Origin of the sequence: Kineococcus rubinsiae (assembly GCF_011839805.1) — a bacterium.
GTDB classification, from domain to species: domain Bacteria; phylum Actinomycetota; class Actinomycetes; order Actinomycetales; family Kineococcaceae; genus Kineococcus; species Kineococcus rubinsiae.
Genome location: NZ_VWPY01000003.1, coordinates 26,988 through 42,359, shown reverse-complemented (window position 1 = coordinate 42,359; position 15,372 = coordinate 26,988). Strand labels below are relative to the sequence as shown.

The window sequence follows — 15,372 nt, the reverse complement described above, 5'->3', positions numbered from 1 at the left end:
GCGATGGGTCCGGTGGCCAGTACGAGGCGGGTCAGGCGACTGCGTAACACCCGGCAAGGGTACCGAAGGTGGCGTATTTGGTGAGCGATAACGTAGAAAATGCAGGCACACTAGCGTGGAGAAGGCGTCGAAGACCACGCCGACGGAAGCCTCAAGGGTTAGCAGAAGGCCGTTACGTAGGCGGCGGGGAGCTAAGCTGCGCGAGTGGGGTCGGAGACCCGGTGGCGGTGTCCGCGAGCCAGAAGTGCCAGCCGTCTGCGGCGGCCCCGGCGCCGGCGGCCGCTTGGCTGGGGGTGTCGTACACCTGTCCGTCGATGTCTAGGCGGCCATCCTCCAGCACCGTGGCGAGCGAGTCGACGCTGTCGTCGGCCGGCATCAGGACCGCCCCGACAGCGAGCAGTCCCTGCTCAATGAGGTCGGCCACGGAGTCAAAGGACTGCGCTGCCCCGGCCGGAGACGTCGCGGGCGACCCGGCAGGCGGGGCGGCCGGCTGCGGGTAGCTCGGGGCATAACTGCTGCTGCGGAGCTGGCTGAAGGCCTCTCGCACGACCTCGCCCATGAGCTTACGGCGGGCCGCGAGAAACTCCGAGTAAGCCATCAGGGTCCAGCCGTGGGGCAGGGCGTGGTGCCGCTCCTGCCGGGCGAGCGTGTCGGTCGGGAAGTTGCGGGCCGCGACCTGGGCTGGCCAGTACGTCGATGGCGGGTCGTCGGACACCGCGATGTTGTCGGACCACTCGACCAGCGCCATGTTCGCGATCTGGTTGACCTGCTTGGTGTCGGTGACCTGCAAGACGTCGCGCAGGTAGCCCTTGGGAAATAGGTGGTGACGTTCAATGCCCTTCTTGGCCACGATGGCTGGGTCGAGGCGCGAGCGGACCTTCCCGGTGCCCATGAGTGCATCTGCGTCGAGGATGTTCAGGGCGGCGATGTAAGCGCTCAGCGCTGGGCTGCGCGACGCCGAGGTCGCCAGGTCGTTCGGTAGCGTGATCGTCCAGTAGTCCGAGGACAGTGTGTCGTCGATGACGCGGTCGAGGACTTCGATGAACTCCTCACCGGTCCTAACGTCGGCCATCCGGGCCACGTCGGACTCGAAGCGGCTCTCGAACGAGCCGGCGTAGCGGCTGGTCACCTGAACCATGAAGAACCAGCGGGCGATGACCTCGCGCAGCGCCTGGACGCTCATGGCGTAGTCGACGCGGCCGATGAGCCACATCGCGTAGCTGTAAAGGACTGCGCTCTCGCTGGTGATCATCTTGCCGCTGCGGTAGCCGGCCCTTTCCAGGCACTGCAAGAACTCGTGCCAGTTCGTCAGGTTCAACGTCTTGGCCTGGGCCTGGCGCAGGGTCTCGAACTGGGTCTCGCGGGAGGTGACCGACACTAGGCCGCTCTCGAGGTCCTTGCCTCGCAGCAGGCTATACACGATCTTCAGTACAGCGCGGCGGAACGCCAGGGCAACGGACACGCGCAGCATCTGCGGCGGCTGCGGCTGGATGAACCAGTTGAACGGGGAGGCCCCGGACAGCGACGGCTGCTTCGCAGCGCGGCTGAAGTCTTCAAGCTCGGCGCGGCCCTTGTCCCAGAACACGCTCATCAGGGTCAGGATGAAGTCGGCGCGGTTGAGCTTGACGCCCTCGGAGTTGATGCGGACGAAAATCTCGGCGACCTGCTCCTCGTCGACGTCCGCGGACAGCTCAACGACCTTGAACGGGTAATTTTGAAGGTCGTATAGCCGGTCCAGGGCGTCGTCGAGCCGATCCTCCTCGACCTGGTCGACCGTCCGCTTGGCCCGTAAGCGTTCAAGGTAGGCGCGGACGGTCTTCTTGCGCTCACCTTCAACCCACAAGGCAGAGATGTCGCCGAGGAATTCGGGGTCCTTTTCGACTGCGGCGTCAGTGACGGTGAACGTGGCGTCGCTAGGCCGGAAAGCGATGCGGATGCGGGCCTCGGTATAGTCCTCGCGGATGACCTTGGTGCCGGTCTGCACGGCGAACAGCGAGGTCAGGCGCTGCTGCCCGTCGACGATGAGTAGGCGCGGCGGTGCCTGCTTGACGTCGATGCCGATCTGGCGGACGCCGGCGCCGGCGCCGGTCTCCCAGAACAACAAAAAGCCGACCGGGAACCCGCGGTACATACTATCGAATAGGTCCCGAACCTTCGCTGCGGGCCACACGAAGGGGCGCTGGATGTCGGGTAACGCCACCTCGCCGCGACGGATGTCCTCGATGAGGCCGTGCAGGGTGTACGTCGTGTCCTTAAATAGCGTGATCGCCACGTGCGCTCCGCTCGTCTCGGCTCGGCTGGCGCTCCGGCTGCGGCTCGCCAGCCACCATCTCACCACGGCTCCTGACCGGTTCCGGCCTCACCCACGGTCGCACCAATGCATTCCAACAATGCGGAGGCATGCTGTTCGCCCCAGGACCCCGGCCTGATCCAGGCGCGTGATGCTTTGATGACGACCTGGTGCCGGACTCAGGGAGCGTCGGCGACGCGGAGTCACCTCCAGGGCTGGGGCGTAGCGCACTCCGCAGCCGTGGAGCGTTGCGCGTCGAGGTGGACGCCCAGATCTTCCCGGACGTTCGCACCGGCCCAGGCCAGCTGCCGCAGGAAGTCGACCAGCCGGCTGACCTGCCCCACCATATTGCGACTGCGTGTCGCGCTCTCGCCTGCCGTCATGACACGCCCTCTCACGTAGGCAACGAGTGCGCCCGAGGACACTGACACGAGGGGCAGCCTCAGTGCGGCTCGTGCAGGAGCACCATCGGCGGACTGGCCTGGCCAGACGTGTCCGAGGTGCTTCAGCGGGCCGGCGACGACTCTGCCGTCGAACTCATCGTCGTCACTCGCCCCCGCGGCACCTGAGCACGAGCGCCGCCGTCGGTGACCGCATGTCCCGCGGCGGCCGACCAGTCGACCGGAGACTTGCACCGTCCGCTGTCACTGGGTCACCGTCTGACACAGTGGAGCCGTGAGCGCGGAGAAGGCCCCGTCGATGGACGACCTCGTGGAAGGTCTGCACGAGGTCGTCGTCGCAGCAGGCTTGAAGGTGTCCCTGACGGACGCCGCGGGCTGGGCGACCGTGGTGCGCAGCGTCGACGACGCGGACGCGCCCCACGTCTTGACGCGCCACGTCAGCGCCCTGATCCAACGGTCGCTGGAGGCGACGGCGGACCGGTCCGAGCGGTTGACGTTGATCCGTGGACTCCTCGAGGTCCTCGGCGAGCGAGCAGCGGTTCCCGTTCCCGACGAGAAGGATGCCCCGCAACAGCTCCTCGCGGTACACCGGATCCGCGCCCTCACCCGACCGTCGACCGCGAGGCCGGCAACGCCCCTGTCCGAGGCCGCCTTGCTGACGAACAGTGCGGCGGACCCCAGTCTCGCGGCGGAGCTACGAGCGGAGCTGGCCAGCGCGGACCGCGTCGACCTGCTGTGCGCCTTCGTCAAGTGGTCGGGGATGCAGCTGCTGGAGCGGTCGCTGAAGGACCTCCAGGACCGCGGCGTCCCCTTCCGCGTCATCACGACGACCTACATGGGCGCGACAGAGCGCCGGGCCGTGGACGCCCTGGTCAACGACTTCGGCGCTGAGGTGAAGGTCATCTACGAGACGACGCGGACGAGGCTGCACGCCAAGGCGTGGGTCGCTCACCGGGCGACCGGGTTCAGCACCGCCTACGTCGGGTCCTCCAACCTGTCGCGCTCGGCCCTGCTGGACGGGCTCGAGTGGAACGTCCGCCTGTCCGCGGTGGCCAACCCGGCGTTGCTGGCCAAGTTCGACGCGACCTTCGCCAGCTACTGGGCCAGCAGCAGCTTCGAGACGTACGTGCCGGACCGCGACGGGGAGCGGCTGGACGTCGCGCTGGCTGCGGCGGGCGGGCAACGGGGTCCCGGGACGCCCATCGACCTGTCGGGTCTGGAGGTCACTCCCCGCCCGCACCAGCAGGAGATGCTCGAGCAGCTCGCGGGAGAGCGGCAGCTGCACGACCGTCACCGCAACCTCGTCGTCGCGGCCACCGGCACCGGCAAGACCGTCCTCGCGGCCTTCGACTACCGGCAGCTGCGTGAGCAGCACGGCCACGACCTCACGCTGCTGTTCGTCGCCCACCGACGCGAACTGCTGGAGCAGGCTCGGCGCACCTACCGCGAAGTGCTGGGTGATGGCGCCTTCGGCGAGCTGCTCGTCGGTGGCGAGCGTCCCCGCCGGGGCAAGCACGTCTTCGCCAGCGTCCAGTCGCTGACCGTCGACGTGCTGAACGGCTTGCCGCCGGACCAGTACGAGGTCGTCGTGCTCGACGAGTGCCACCACGCCAGCGCCGGCAGCTACCAGCGCGTCCTCGACCGAATGGAACCCGTTGAGCTGCTGGGCCTGACCGCTACCCCCGAACGCGCCGACGGTCAGGACGTGCTCGCGCTCTTCGGCGGTCGCACCGCGGCGGAGTTGCGGTTGTGGGACGCCTTGGCCGACGACCTGCTCGTGCCGTTCCACTACTTCGCGGTGGACGACGGCACCGACCTGCGCGACCTGACCTGGCGCCGGGGCGGCTACGACGTCGAGGGTCTGACCAACCTCTACACCGGTGACGACGCGCGCGCCCGGCTCGTCCTGCGAGAGTTGCGCCGCCGGGTGAGCGACGTCCGCACCATGCGAGCGATCGGCTTCTGCGTCAGCGTCGAGCACGCGCGCTACATGGCCCGCGTCTTCCGCGACGCGGGCATCGACGCGCTCAGCGTCAGCGGGAGCAGCACACCCGAGGAGCGCTCGGCGGCCATGCGTCGGCTGAAGGACCGCGAGGTCCGCATCGTGTTCGCCGTCGACCTCTACAACGAGGGCGTCGACATCCCGCAGGTGGACACCGTCCTCTTCCTGCGACCGACGGAGTCGTCGACCGTCTTCCTGCAGCAGCTCGGACGCGGTCTGCGCACGTCACCCGGCAAGGCAGTGCTGACGGCCCTGGACTTCATCGGGCACCAGAACGCCGACTTCCGCTTCGACACCCGGTTCCGCGCCCTCACGGGGGCGAGCCGCGGCGCCCTGCAGCACCAGGCCGAGCAGGGCTTCCCCTTCTTGCCCGCTGGCTGCTCGATCGTGCTGGACGAGGTGGTGCAGCAGCGCGTCGTCGCCAGCATCCAACGCCAGGTCAGCCCCCGGGCGCCCGCCATCGTCGCCGAGGTCCGAGCACGGGGCACCCAGCGGATCTCCGACTTCCTCAGCGACAGCGGCCTGAGCGTGCGCGAGCTGCTCGGCAGCAACCGCTCCTGGACGGACCTGCGCCGCCGTGCTGGTCTCGAAACGCCAGAGGCTGGACCGCTCGAGACCACGCTGCTCAAGCGGGTGCGCGCGGTCACGCACGTCGACGACCGTCTCCGCCGCGACGCCTACCGTCGTCTGCTCGCCGACGACGTGCGGCCGAATGCTCTCTCACCCCTCGAGCAGCACCTCGCCGGCATGCTCACGGCGTGCCTGTGGCCGTCGGGCGCGCCGGGAGACCTGCCTCGCGTGCTCGAGGTGCTGCGGCACGAGCACGCCGTCCGGGACGAGCTGAGCCAGCTCGTCGACATCGCGTTCGACACCGCGCGTCACCCCACCACCGCCCTCACCGGCGACTTGGCCCACCTGCCCCTCAGCGTCCACGCGCGCTACTCGCGCGACGAGATCGTCAGCGCCCTCGGGGTAGCCACGGCCAGCCGGCCTCCGATGTCCTTCCGCGAAGGGGTCGTCTGGGCCCCTGAGCGACGCACCGACGCGCTGCTCATCACGCTGGCCAAGTCCGAAGTCGACTACTCGCCCACCACCATGTACCGCGACTACCCGCTCACACGGGACCTCTTCCACTGGGAGTCCCAGTCGCGCACGACCGTCGCGTCCACGACAGGACGGCGCTACCTCAACCACCGCACGCTCGGCACTCACGTCCTGCTCTTCGCCCGGCAGCGCAAGCAGGGTGACATGGGCGCCGAGCCGTACCTGTGCCTCGGTCCGGCTGACTACGTGTCGCACGAGGGTGAGCGGCCCATCGGCATCACCTGGCGGCTGCACCACTCGATGCCGACCGACTTCTTCACCGAGGCCGCCTTGGTCAACGCCAGCTGACGTCCCAGGACGTCGAGCGAAGTCCTGACGTTCGCCCCGTGCGCTCGGCAAAGCGCGGCAGGATGGGCCCGTGGTGCGACAGATGGCAGACCCGAGCTTCCGTGAGCGGCAGTTCCTCGACCGGTACGCGGACCACGTGCGCCCGGTCAACCAGCTGGTCGACGAGCTCCGCGGTCACGATGGCCGCGGCTGGATGCCCTGCGTAGCCCCGCTGCACGGAGGCGTGGAGGCTCGCGTCCTCTCCATCCTGCGGGACCCCGGGCCGGGTACGCAGGAGGAGGGTGGGTCTGGCTTCTTGTGCATAGAGAACGACGACCCGACCGCTGTGGCCCAGGCTGAGCGGTTCGAGTGCGTCAACGTCAAACCTCACGACATCACCCCCTGGAACGCCTACCCCTGGTACATAAACCGTGCGCCGACGGCCGCGGAGTTGACGGCGGGCGTCACGCCGTTGCACCGCCTGCTGCAACTTTTGCCCGATCTGCGCGTGGTACTCCTCCAGGGACGCCACGCTCAACGCGGGTGGGAGCTCGCCATGCGCCGCTACCCTGATTTCCTGCGCGACCGACCCGATCTCCCTGTCGTCCCCACCTTCCACCCGGGGCCAAAGGCGCTTTTCCATCCGGATCGTGAAGTCCGGGAGGCGCGAAAGGCACATCGCCGGGCCGCCTACGAAACCGTGGCCGCCCACCTGGCCGACGGAAGCGTCTGAGAACACTGAGACAAAGTCCGTCGCTCCTTCTCAGAAGGCTCCTTCGAGCCCGGAGAAGCACATCGAACTCGACAGCGGCGTTCAAGGTCCGTACTCGGACCCGTTCCTCTCGGACGAGGAAAATGGGAGGCTGCCGGTGACGCTGTTCACCTTCATCTGCTGCGCCAGCACCGACTGAGGCGGTCTCATGGCCGCCGCCACCCTCATGACAGCTCCCGTCCTGCTCGCGACCGTCTTGCGCGAGAAGTACCTCGTCGGGGGGCTAACCGCCGGCGCTACCGAGGGTTGACGCCCGCCACCTCAGGACCCCGGTGAGGCGCCGGGCATCGGGGTCGAGTACGCCGAGGAGCTGGTAGCGGCGCACCTCTACGTCCCGGCGTACCTGCCGGGCAACCGGCTTGCGGACGGGACGGTGCACGACTGGTGACGTCCGCGGCCCGGTGGGCAGGATGGTCGCCACCACCAACCGGGGAGAGCTCGTGGACCGACTGCACCGCGTGATGGGTTCCCTCGTGGGCTCCGCCGTCGGCGATGCCCTTGGCGCGCCGTTCGAGTTCGGCCCGCCCGACGCGCTCAGCGCCCGCTTCCCCACCGCGGCTCGTGGGGTCGCCACCGAGATGTGCGGCGGCGGCACCCTCGACTGGGAGCCCGGCGAGTTCACCGACGACACGCAGATGGCGCTGCTGCTGGGCCAGTCGCTGGTGGAGCGCGACGGCCTCGACCAGGCCGACGTCTTCGACCGCTTCCAGCGGTGGGCGCAGGCTGACCCGCCGGACATCGGCATCCAGACCTCCGCGGTCCTGCGGTCGGGACTGCCCTGGGAAACCGCCGCGGCCGAGCACCTGCGCGCAGGGAACCGGGCGGCCGGCAACGGGTCGCTCATGCGCACCACCCCCGCGGCGATCTTCTTCGCGCGCGCCGGGCAGGAAGCGACGATGGACGCCGCCCGGCGCATTAGCGCCCTCACCCACGGCGACCCCGCGGCCAGTGAGGGCTGCGCGCTCTTCCATGAGGTGCTGCGGGCCCTGCTAGACGGCGGGGACGCCGACGCGGCCGTCGCGGAGGCGCTGCCCCTGGTGGCGGAGCCGCACCGCGCGAAGTGGGCACAGGTGTGTGACCCGGACTGGCGCCCGGAGCACGCCACCGAGGCCAACGGTGCGGTGTGGCCGACGCTGGGGTCGGCGTTGTGGGCCCTGCGCCGCTCGACGATGTTCGAGGAGGCGATGCGATTGGTCGTCGACCTCGGCGGGGACACCGACACCGTCGCCTGCGTCACCGGTGCGCTCGCCGGCGCTCGCGCGGGCATCACCGGCATCCCGATCCGCTGGACATCCGTCGTGCACGGCCGCATCCCGGGGTTCGGACCGCAGGTCCGGGAGCTGCGCGACCTGCAGCTCCTCGCCGTTCGCCTGGACGGCGAGCGCGGTGCCCGCCTCCACGAACCGCCGCCCACCCGAGGCCTCGACGCCGCGGAGGTCACACCCGGTGTGTGGGCGGCGGACCTGGACGGCGCGCGCCGCAGCGACCGCGACTTCGCCGTCGTGTCGCTGTGCCGCACCGGTGGGCGCTTCGGCCACGACGTGCAGCGCTTCGCCTACCTCACCGACGACGACAGCAACACTGAACTGGTCACCTTGCTCGACGACGTCCTCGGCGACATGGCCGCGCTGCGCACCGAGGGCAAGCGGGTGCTCGTGCACTGCCACGCCGGCGCCTCGCGCACCGGACTCGTGCTGCGGGCGTGGCTCGTCCGCGAGGAGGGCCTGTCGGCGCGGGAGGCGACCGAGCGGGTCGCCGCGGCCTGGCCGCACCTGAGCGTCTGGAACGACGGCTTCACGAGAGCGCTGGACAAGCTGGCCGAGCGCCGCGGGTGACCGGTCCTCCGCGGCGCGAAGCCGGTGTCCGCGCGTGCAGCATCCCCGCAACCCGGTCGGCCGCCGCGACGGCGGGCACGTGCTCCCACACCCGCAGCGGGTACCAGCCGAGCGCCGCGAGCGAGGCGTCGGTGTCACGGTCGCGCGCGGCGATGCTCGCGAACTTCACGCGCCACCACTCGGCGTTGGCCTTGGGCGGGTGGAAGTGCTCGGGGCACGCGTGCCAGAAGCAGCCGTCGACGAAGACGGCCACGCGCGCGCCGCGGAAGACCACATCCGCCCGGCGACGGCGGTTCGTTCCGGGCGGGGTCGTGTCGACCAGGTAGCGCAGACCGCGGCGGTGCAGCTCCCGCCGCAGCGCGAGCTCCGGGGCGGTGTCCCGACGGCCGGTGCGACTCATGATGGCCGCCACCGAGACGGTCGAGGGCGGTGGTGCCGGCCCCGGGTCCTGCCACGACGGCGTCACCGGGCACCGCGCTGCACGGACCCGACGCTAGGGCCGCCGCACACCGCGCCGCGGGACTCGTCCACAGGGTCTCCTCCCGCAGCGGCCACCGACCGGCTAGCGTCCCCTGCACGACTCGACGCAGAGGTGGCACCGCACCCTGCGAGGTCACCGCGCCGGGAACCGGCGGAGGATCCGCCGGCGGGACGCCGAGGAGCTCACGGATGACGGTGCGGCGGGTACACGTGGGGTGCGAGTTCGTGCACGAGGCCGCTGTCGACACACCGTCGGTCGTGCAGGTCATGCCGCTGCGCGAGCAGGGCGGCGTCCGCATCACCGACGAGCGCTGGTCGATCGAGCCCGCCCAGGCCGGACGCACCTACACCGACCTCTACGGCAACGAGTGCCTGCGCCTCATCATCCCCACGGGCCGCTCGACCTTCCGCTACGACGCCATCGCCGAGGTCCCGGACGCCACCGAGGACGTCGACGTCACCGCCCCCGAGGTCGCGCCGCTCGACCTGCCCGACGACGTCCTGCTCTACACGCTGCCCAGCCGCTACGTCGTGCCCGACCTGCTGGGCGACGAGGCGTGGAACCGCTTCTCGCAGCTGCCCAAGGGCTACACGCGCGTGCAGGCCATCTGCGACCACGTCCACCGGCACCTGACGTTCCAGTACGGCAGCAGCACGGCCTCCTCGACCGCGGCCGACGTCTACGCGTCCGGCTACGGCGTCTGCCGCGACTTCACCCACCTGGCGATCACCTTCTGCCGCGCCCTGAGCATCCCCGCGCGCTACGTCTTCGGGTACCTGCCGGAGATGGACATCGAGGGCACGGCCATCGTCCCGGACTTCTCCGCGTGGATGGAGGTGTGGCTCGGCGACCGCTGGTGGACCTTCGACCCGCGCAACAACACCCCCCGCAAGGGCCGCGTCCTCATCGGCCGCGGACGCGACGCGTCAGATGTCGCGATGTTGACCACCTTCGGGGGACCCTTGCTGGAGTCCATGGTCGTCCACGCGGAGGAGGTCGAGTGATCCTCGACGACGCGCTGTCCGCTCCCCTGCTGGACCACAAGGGTCTGGACCTGGACGGTGCCGAGCGCATCACCTACCGGCTCGAGCAGACCTTCCGCTACGACTACGACCTCCCCGTGGCCGCCGTGCGGCAGCGGCTCGTCGTCGTCCCGCCCGTGCGCCACGGCGACGTCCACCGCCGGCACTACGCGCTGGACGTCGAGGGCTCGCGCGCCCGGCCGCTCGAGCGCCTGAACTCCGTCGGCAACCACCTCGTCGAGGTGCACGCCGCCCGGGTCGACGAGCACATCGAGTTCCGCCTCACCGCGCTGCTGGAGCGCGACGGCGACGCCCTGCCGGTGCTCCCCCGCTCCGCGCTCGACGACGTCCGCTGGCGCCTGCCCACCCGCCTCACCGCGGCCGACGAGCGCCTGCGCGGCTGGGCGACCGAACTGCGCCGGCCGCACGAGACGACGATCGACACCGCCGAGCGCGTCACCCACGCCGTGCACCAGACGATGACGTACGAGTACGGCCCGACCGGCACCCGCACCACCGCCGCGGAGGCGCTCGACGGCGGACGCGGCGTCTGCCAGGACTACGCCCACATCATGCTGGCGCTCTGCCACGAGCTCGGCGTGCCCGCGCGCTACGTCTCCGGGCATCTGCTCGGGCAGGGCGGCACCCACGCGTGGGTCGAGGTCCTTGTGCCCGCCGACGGTGCCGCCGTGGCCGTGCCGTTCGACCCGTGCAACGGCCGCCGCGCCGGACGGAAGTACGTCACGGTCGCCACCGGCCGCGACTACACGGACGTCGCCCCGACCGCGGGGACCTACGTCGGGCCGGCGACCGGACGGCTCACGAGCTCCCGGCGCCTCGGCATCGTGGACGTCGCGGCCTGACCCCCTTCCCTCGGTGATCTTGCGTGTTGCACCGTGCATGATCACCGCGGGTGGGGCTGTGGACGACGCCAGCGGCGACGGCAGCGGGTGCCCTAGCGTTTCGTGAGTGCTCCGACGACACCTGGCGCCCCTCGCGGGCCTCGCTCTGCTGCTGCCGCTGGCCGGCTGCAGCGCCGACGAGGCGACGCCGGCTGTCGTGTCGAGCGCTCCGGTGACGACGCCGACCACGTCGACCAGCCAGCCGGTGACTCCATCTCCGACGACTCCGACGTCGGTCGCCACCGTCTCGCTGCCCGCGCCGACCTTCCGGCCGGAGGGGACGTTCAACGAGGACGACGCCATCGGGTTCGCGGCGTACTACTTGCAAGTCTTGAACTACGCCCGCGCCAGTGGCGACCCCACGTTGCTCCGCAGCATCAGCGAGCCCGACTGTCAGACGTGCGAGACGCTCGCCGCCTCGGTGGACGAACACCGCACGCTCGGCTACACGAGCATCAACCGCGACGTCGGCTTCGAGTCGGCGGAGTTGCTGTTCAGCGACCCGGTGAAGCAAGAGGCCGATGTCAACCTCCGCCTGGTGACGAAGGACTCGCAGCTGGTGGGACCTGACGGCTCGATCGTCAACGAGAACTCAGGCTCCGTCACCGACGGCCTCGTGCAGATGCACCTACGTGACGGGCACTGGTACATCCAGGCACTGCCGGTATGACACTGCGAGTCAAGAGCATCTTGACCATCTTCGTGTTCAGCCTTCTTCTCCTACCGCAACCGATGCAAGCCAGCGCCAAGCCGCCACCGCAGATCCGCGGTGAGATTGGCCAGGGTGACGTTGCAGTCGGCGGTCGGTTGCATGTGGATCAACGGCGAACCAATCGATCGGTGCCGGCCTCTGCAGGGCAAGTCAAACCAGTACTGGCGCCGGTCCTTGACATTCGTCGGACACCCGCTTGCTCGCAGAACGACCCGCGCCGGAACACTGGCGCCAGCGACAACTCCTGCGGCGCAGCGGCCACCTGCCCTGCGGGCCAGGTGATGCTGACGACCTGGACGAGCCCGGCGGGGACCAACCAGTGGGCCCGTGGCGCGTCGCGGTGCACATCGCTGAATGAGGCGGGAGCGGCGGCCGCGGTGGTGCTGCCGACCGTGACGATCGAGGACGTGCGGCGCATCGGGTTGCCGCCGGGGGTCGTGTCGCTGCAACCCGACTCGGGGCGGGTGGCCATCAACCTGCCGGTGAACCTGGTCGCGACCGCGGGGCAGGTCACGCGGACGGTCGACATCCTCGGGTTCCCCGTGACGATCCGCGCGACGCCCGTGTCCTACCGGTGGGACACCGGCGACGGTGCCGTCGTGGGGCCGACGGCGGACCCCGGCGCACCGTGGCCGGCGCTGACCGTGACGCACACCTACACCCGGCCCGGCGACTACGCGATCACCCTGACGACGACCTACACCGCCGAGTACTCGGTCGCGGACCTCGGGTTTCAGCCTATCGCGGGCACCGTCGGCATCGCCTCGGCCGGTGACCCCGTGACGGCGCTCGCCGGCACCACCGTCCTGACCTCCTGACCGGTCACCGCGCGACGGCGGTGAAGCGGGACGGGCGGAACGACGACAGCAGCGGGTTCTCGGCGCCCGTGACGACCTCGCGGGCGGTGAACTCCCCCAGCACCAGCCCGAGCGTCGCCCCGCTGTGCGTGAACAGGACGTGCAGCCCGGGAACGTCGGCGACCGGGCCAACCACGGGTTCGCCGTCTCCGGGGATCGGCTTGGGCCCGACGCCCGTGCTCGCCACCGTCAGCGACGGGTTACCCACCAGGACCCGCGACGCCTCGGCGATCAGCCCCGCCACCGTGGAGTCGTGCACGACGTAGTCGCCGTCACCGCGCACCTCGACCTCGCGCTCGGACCACCCGGCGTCGAGGACGAGCGTCCCGCCGGGGGCGGGACGGACCGCGACGCGCGGGGTGTTCAGCACGGCACGCAACCCGCTGTCGACCGGCGCGGTGCGGACCAGCAGCGCGACGGGCGACTGCTCGGGCACCGCGACGCCCAGCTCGGCCAGGTCCCGCGGGACCCACGGACCGCCGGCCAGGACCACGGTGTCGGCGGGGAACTCGGCCCCCGAGGCGGCGCGCACCCCGGTCGTCCGGCCGCCGCTGAGGACGGGAAGGCAACGCCCGACCCCCTCGTGCACCGAGCCCCCCGCGGCGACGACCTCCGCCAGCAGGGTCTCGACGACCAGCGGTAGGTCGACCCAGCCCTCGCCCGGGTTGAGCACCGCCCCCTCCTCGGCGACGGCTGAGACGTCAACGCCGGGCACCCGTGCGGCGACCTCGGCCCGCTCGAGCCAGACCGAGTCGTAGCCGATCGAGAGCTCGTGCTCGTGCCGCTCGCGGTGGCTCTCGCCGGGTGCCGCCCACGTCAGCCCGCCGTCGAAGCGCACGCGGTCGTCGAGGCCGACGTGGGCGAACGTCCGCCACCGGTCGATGCCCACCGTCCGCAGCCGGTGGTAGTCGTCCGTCCGAGCCCCGGCGGAGTTCAGCCACGACAGCGAGCGCCCCGAGGCGCCCGAGGCGACGGCGCCCTCGGTCACGAGGTCGACCCGAGCGCCGAGCCGCACGAGGTGGGCGGCGGTCGAGGCGCCGAGGATGCCGGCGCCGATGACGACGACGCGGGGCGTGGTGCTCACGGGGTTCCTCCGGGGATGGTGATCGCGGCGGCTCGCTCCTCGACCACCGGGAGGTCCCATGCTGGCCGATCGGCGTGGTCGCGGCAGCCGCGGGTCCGCTCTGGTAGGCACGGAGGGTGCCTCCCGATCCGCTCGAGGTCGGCGCCCGCGTCGCGGACCTCCTCGCCACGGGCCGCCGGGTGTCGACGTACAAGCTCGCCGTCCTGTCGGCGCTGCTGCAGCACTGCCTCGAGCACCCGACCGGCGCCGACGCCGGGCTGTGGGTCCCGATCGGGGACCTCGCCGACCGGGTCGTCGACCTCTACTGGCCGCAGGTCCGCCCCTTCGCCGCCGCGGGGGTGCTGCGGCAGAACTCGACGAGGGGCCGCACCATCCTGGACACCGTCGCGGACCTGCGGGCCGTCGCCGCAGCGGCAGGGCTCAGCACCCCCGCCCAGCTGCGCCTCGCCCACCCGGACGTCGTCGCGCGCGCTCGCCGCAGGACAAGCGTCACGCTCGCGCAGCAGCCGTTGTTCGCTCTGCAGAGGACCGGCGGCGGAGCCCCGGGCACGCCGTTCCTCTACGCCGACGGCTGGTTGAGCGAGGACGTGACGATCACGGCGCTCGACGCGCACGACTGGTCGATCACGCTCCACCCCGGCATCGCACACGCCCTCGCCCGCGTCTCGGGCCTGCTGCAACCCGTCCTGCAGCAGTGGTGGGTCAGCGACCTGCTGCGACTGAACGCCGCCGACCTGGACGCTCCGGACCTGCACGGCTTCCTGTTCGGCGCCGCCCGCACGGCCGTGGCCCGCCTCGCGCCCGGGCTCACCGACCTGCAGGCCGGCCGCTGCTTCTACTGCCACCGGCCGCTGGGCCGCGACGTGCACGTCGACCACGTCCTGCCGTGGTCGCGCGTCGCCATCGACGGCCTGGCGAACCTCGTCGTGGCCGACCCGCGCTGCAACCTCGCCAAGTCCGCGAGCCTGCCCGCCGTCGAGCACGTCGCTACCGCCCTGACCCGCACGCCGGGCGACCTCGCGGAGATCGCCGGCCCCCTGCGCTGGCCGGTCGACCGCGACCGGGTCGTCGGGGCCGCGACGTCGCTGTACGCGGCGAGCCCCGCGGGGACGCCGCTGTGGCGCGAACCCGGGGTGTTCGACCTGCTCCCGGCGGCCGGGGTGCGGCTGCCCCGCTGACCGCCCGGAGTCAGACCGGGGCGCTCAGGTCAGGATCGTGTAGAGCGAGACGATCCGGCCGTCCCGCACCAGGGCGATGTCCATGCCCGTCACGACCGGGTCCTGGCCGGGCGGCCCGAACGCCCAGGCCTGGTGGCCGAGGTCCTGCGCGACGTGCGCCGGGCCGACCGGGCTGAAGACGAACCCGGGGGCGTCGTCGAGCAGCTTCTGCGCCTTGGCGTCGAGGGCCGTGTGGCCCGTGACGACCTCCTCGCGGTCGGAGAACACCACGTCCTCGGCGTAGGTGCGCTGGATCGCGGCGAGGCGGCGCTCGGCGTCGCGCTCCCCGAACACCTCCAGGAGCGTGGCCCTCATCAGGGACTCGACCGGCTGGGGCATGCGTCCTCCTCGGTGGTGCTGGTGGTCGGCCCACCGTAGGGGCACCCGTCCCGCGGGTGATCCGCTTCGGCCCGGTGTGCCGCGCGC

The 15,372-nt window shown here is 71.1% G+C and carries 12 protein-coding genes and 1 pseudogene; 9 read left to right on the top strand and 4 right to left on the bottom strand.

Going from position 1 to position 15,372, the window contains the following annotated elements:
- Positions 1–172: 172 nt before the first annotated feature.
- Complete coding sequence (locus F1544_RS03225) at positions 173–2,272, bottom strand: GmrSD restriction endonuclease domain-containing protein (RefSeq protein ID WP_167582042.1); 2,100 nt, start codon at positions 2,270–2,272, stop codon at positions 173–175.
- A gap of 717 nt (positions 2,273–2,989) precedes the next feature.
- Here F1544_RS03225 and F1544_RS03220 point away from each other — a divergent pair.
- From F1544_RS03220 to F1544_RS03205, 4 genes and pseudogenes are all read left to right on the top strand, one after another.
- A complete protein-coding gene (locus F1544_RS03220) occupies positions 2,990–6,085 on the top strand; it encodes a DEAD/DEAH box helicase (RefSeq protein WP_167582267.1) in 3,096 nt (1,031 codons plus the stop codon).
- A 70-nt stretch (positions 6,086–6,155) separates the two neighbouring features.
- A complete protein-coding gene (locus F1544_RS03215; protein WP_208971222.1) occupies positions 6,156–6,797 on the top strand; it encodes a uracil-DNA glycosylase in 642 nt (213 codons plus the stop codon).
- A 130-nt stretch (positions 6,798–6,927) separates the two neighbouring features.
- Positions 6,928–7,086 (top strand): annotated as a pseudogene (locus F1544_RS26780) (carbohydrate ABC transporter permease); the annotation flags it as partial.
- A gap of 190 nt (positions 7,087–7,276) precedes the next feature.
- Positions 7,277–8,671, top strand: a complete 1,395-nt coding sequence (locus tag F1544_RS03205) for an ADP-ribosylglycohydrolase family protein (RefSeq protein WP_167582040.1) — start codon at positions 7,277–7,279, stop codon at positions 8,669–8,671.
- Here F1544_RS03205 and F1544_RS03200 read toward each other — a convergent pair.
- A complete protein-coding gene (locus F1544_RS03200; protein ID WP_167582038.1) occupies positions 8,631–9,071 on the bottom strand; it encodes a very short patch repair endonuclease in 441 nt (146 codons plus the stop codon). The two genes, F1544_RS03205 and F1544_RS03200, sit on opposite strands and share 41 nt — an antisense overlap.
- A 305-nt stretch (positions 9,072–9,376) precedes the next feature.
- Here F1544_RS03200 and F1544_RS03195 point away from each other — a divergent pair, with 305 nt between their 5' ends.
- The 4 genes from F1544_RS03195 (at position 9,377) to F1544_RS03180 (ending at position 12,606) form a co-directional block, all read left to right on the top strand.
- Complete coding sequence (locus F1544_RS03195) at positions 9,377–10,156, top strand: transglutaminase-like domain-containing protein (protein WP_208971220.1); 780 nt, start codon at positions 9,377–9,379, stop codon at positions 10,154–10,156.
- On the top strand, positions 10,153–11,037 hold the full coding sequence (locus F1544_RS03190) for a transglutaminase domain-containing protein (protein WP_208971219.1): 885 nt from the start codon (positions 10,153–10,155) through the stop codon (positions 11,035–11,037). Before F1544_RS03195 ends, F1544_RS03190 begins: the two co-directional genes overlap by 4 nt.
- Positions 11,038–11,143: 106 nt before the next feature.
- A complete protein-coding gene (locus F1544_RS23900; protein ID WP_167582034.1) occupies positions 11,144–11,746 on the top strand; it encodes a DUF6318 family protein in 603 nt (200 codons plus the stop codon).
- 20 nt (positions 11,747–11,766) lie between these two features.
- Positions 11,767–12,606 carry a PKD domain-containing protein gene (locus F1544_RS03180; RefSeq protein WP_167582032.1) on the top strand — a complete coding sequence of 280 codons (840 nt, stop codon included), beginning with the start codon at positions 11,767–11,769 and terminating at the stop codon, positions 12,604–12,606.
- Positions 12,607–12,610: 4 nt separating this feature from the next.
- Here F1544_RS03180 and F1544_RS03175 read toward each other — a convergent pair whose 3' ends face one another.
- Positions 12,611–13,729 carry an NAD(P)/FAD-dependent oxidoreductase gene (locus F1544_RS03175; RefSeq protein ID WP_308469853.1) on the bottom strand — a complete coding sequence of 373 codons (1,119 nt, stop codon included), beginning with the start codon at positions 13,727–13,729 and terminating at the stop codon, positions 12,611–12,613.
- A 116-nt stretch (positions 13,730–13,845) separates the two neighbouring features.
- Between F1544_RS03175 and F1544_RS26085 the strand changes: the two genes are divergently transcribed.
- The gene (locus F1544_RS26085) at positions 13,846–14,907 is read left to right on the top strand and encodes an HNH endonuclease (protein WP_167582028.1); all 1,062 of its coding nucleotides are present in this window, start codon (positions 13,846–13,848) and stop codon (positions 14,905–14,907) included.
- 24 nt (positions 14,908–14,931) lie between these two features.
- On the opposite strand, the gene F1544_RS03165 is transcribed toward F1544_RS26085, so the two are convergent.
- The gene (locus F1544_RS03165; RefSeq protein ID WP_167582026.1) at positions 14,932–15,285 is read right to left on the bottom strand and encodes a nuclear transport factor 2 family protein; all 354 of its coding nucleotides are present in this window, start codon (positions 15,283–15,285) and stop codon (positions 14,932–14,934) included.
- Positions 15,286–15,372 lie beyond the last annotated feature (87 nt).

Bases quoted from the DNA above. Each gene is read 5' to 3' on its own strand.
- F1544_RS03220 (WP_167582267.1), top strand. From the start codon at position 2,990: ATGGACGACCTCGTGGAAGGTCTGCACGAGGTCGTCGTCGCAGCAGGC.
- F1544_RS03200 (WP_167582038.1), bottom strand. From the start codon at position 9,071: ATGAGTCGCACCGGCCGTCGGGACACCGCCCCGGAGCTCGCGCTGCGG.
- F1544_RS03165 (WP_167582026.1), bottom strand. From the start codon at position 15,285: ATGCCCCAGCCGGTCGAGTCCCTGATGAGGGCCACGCTCCTGGAGGTG.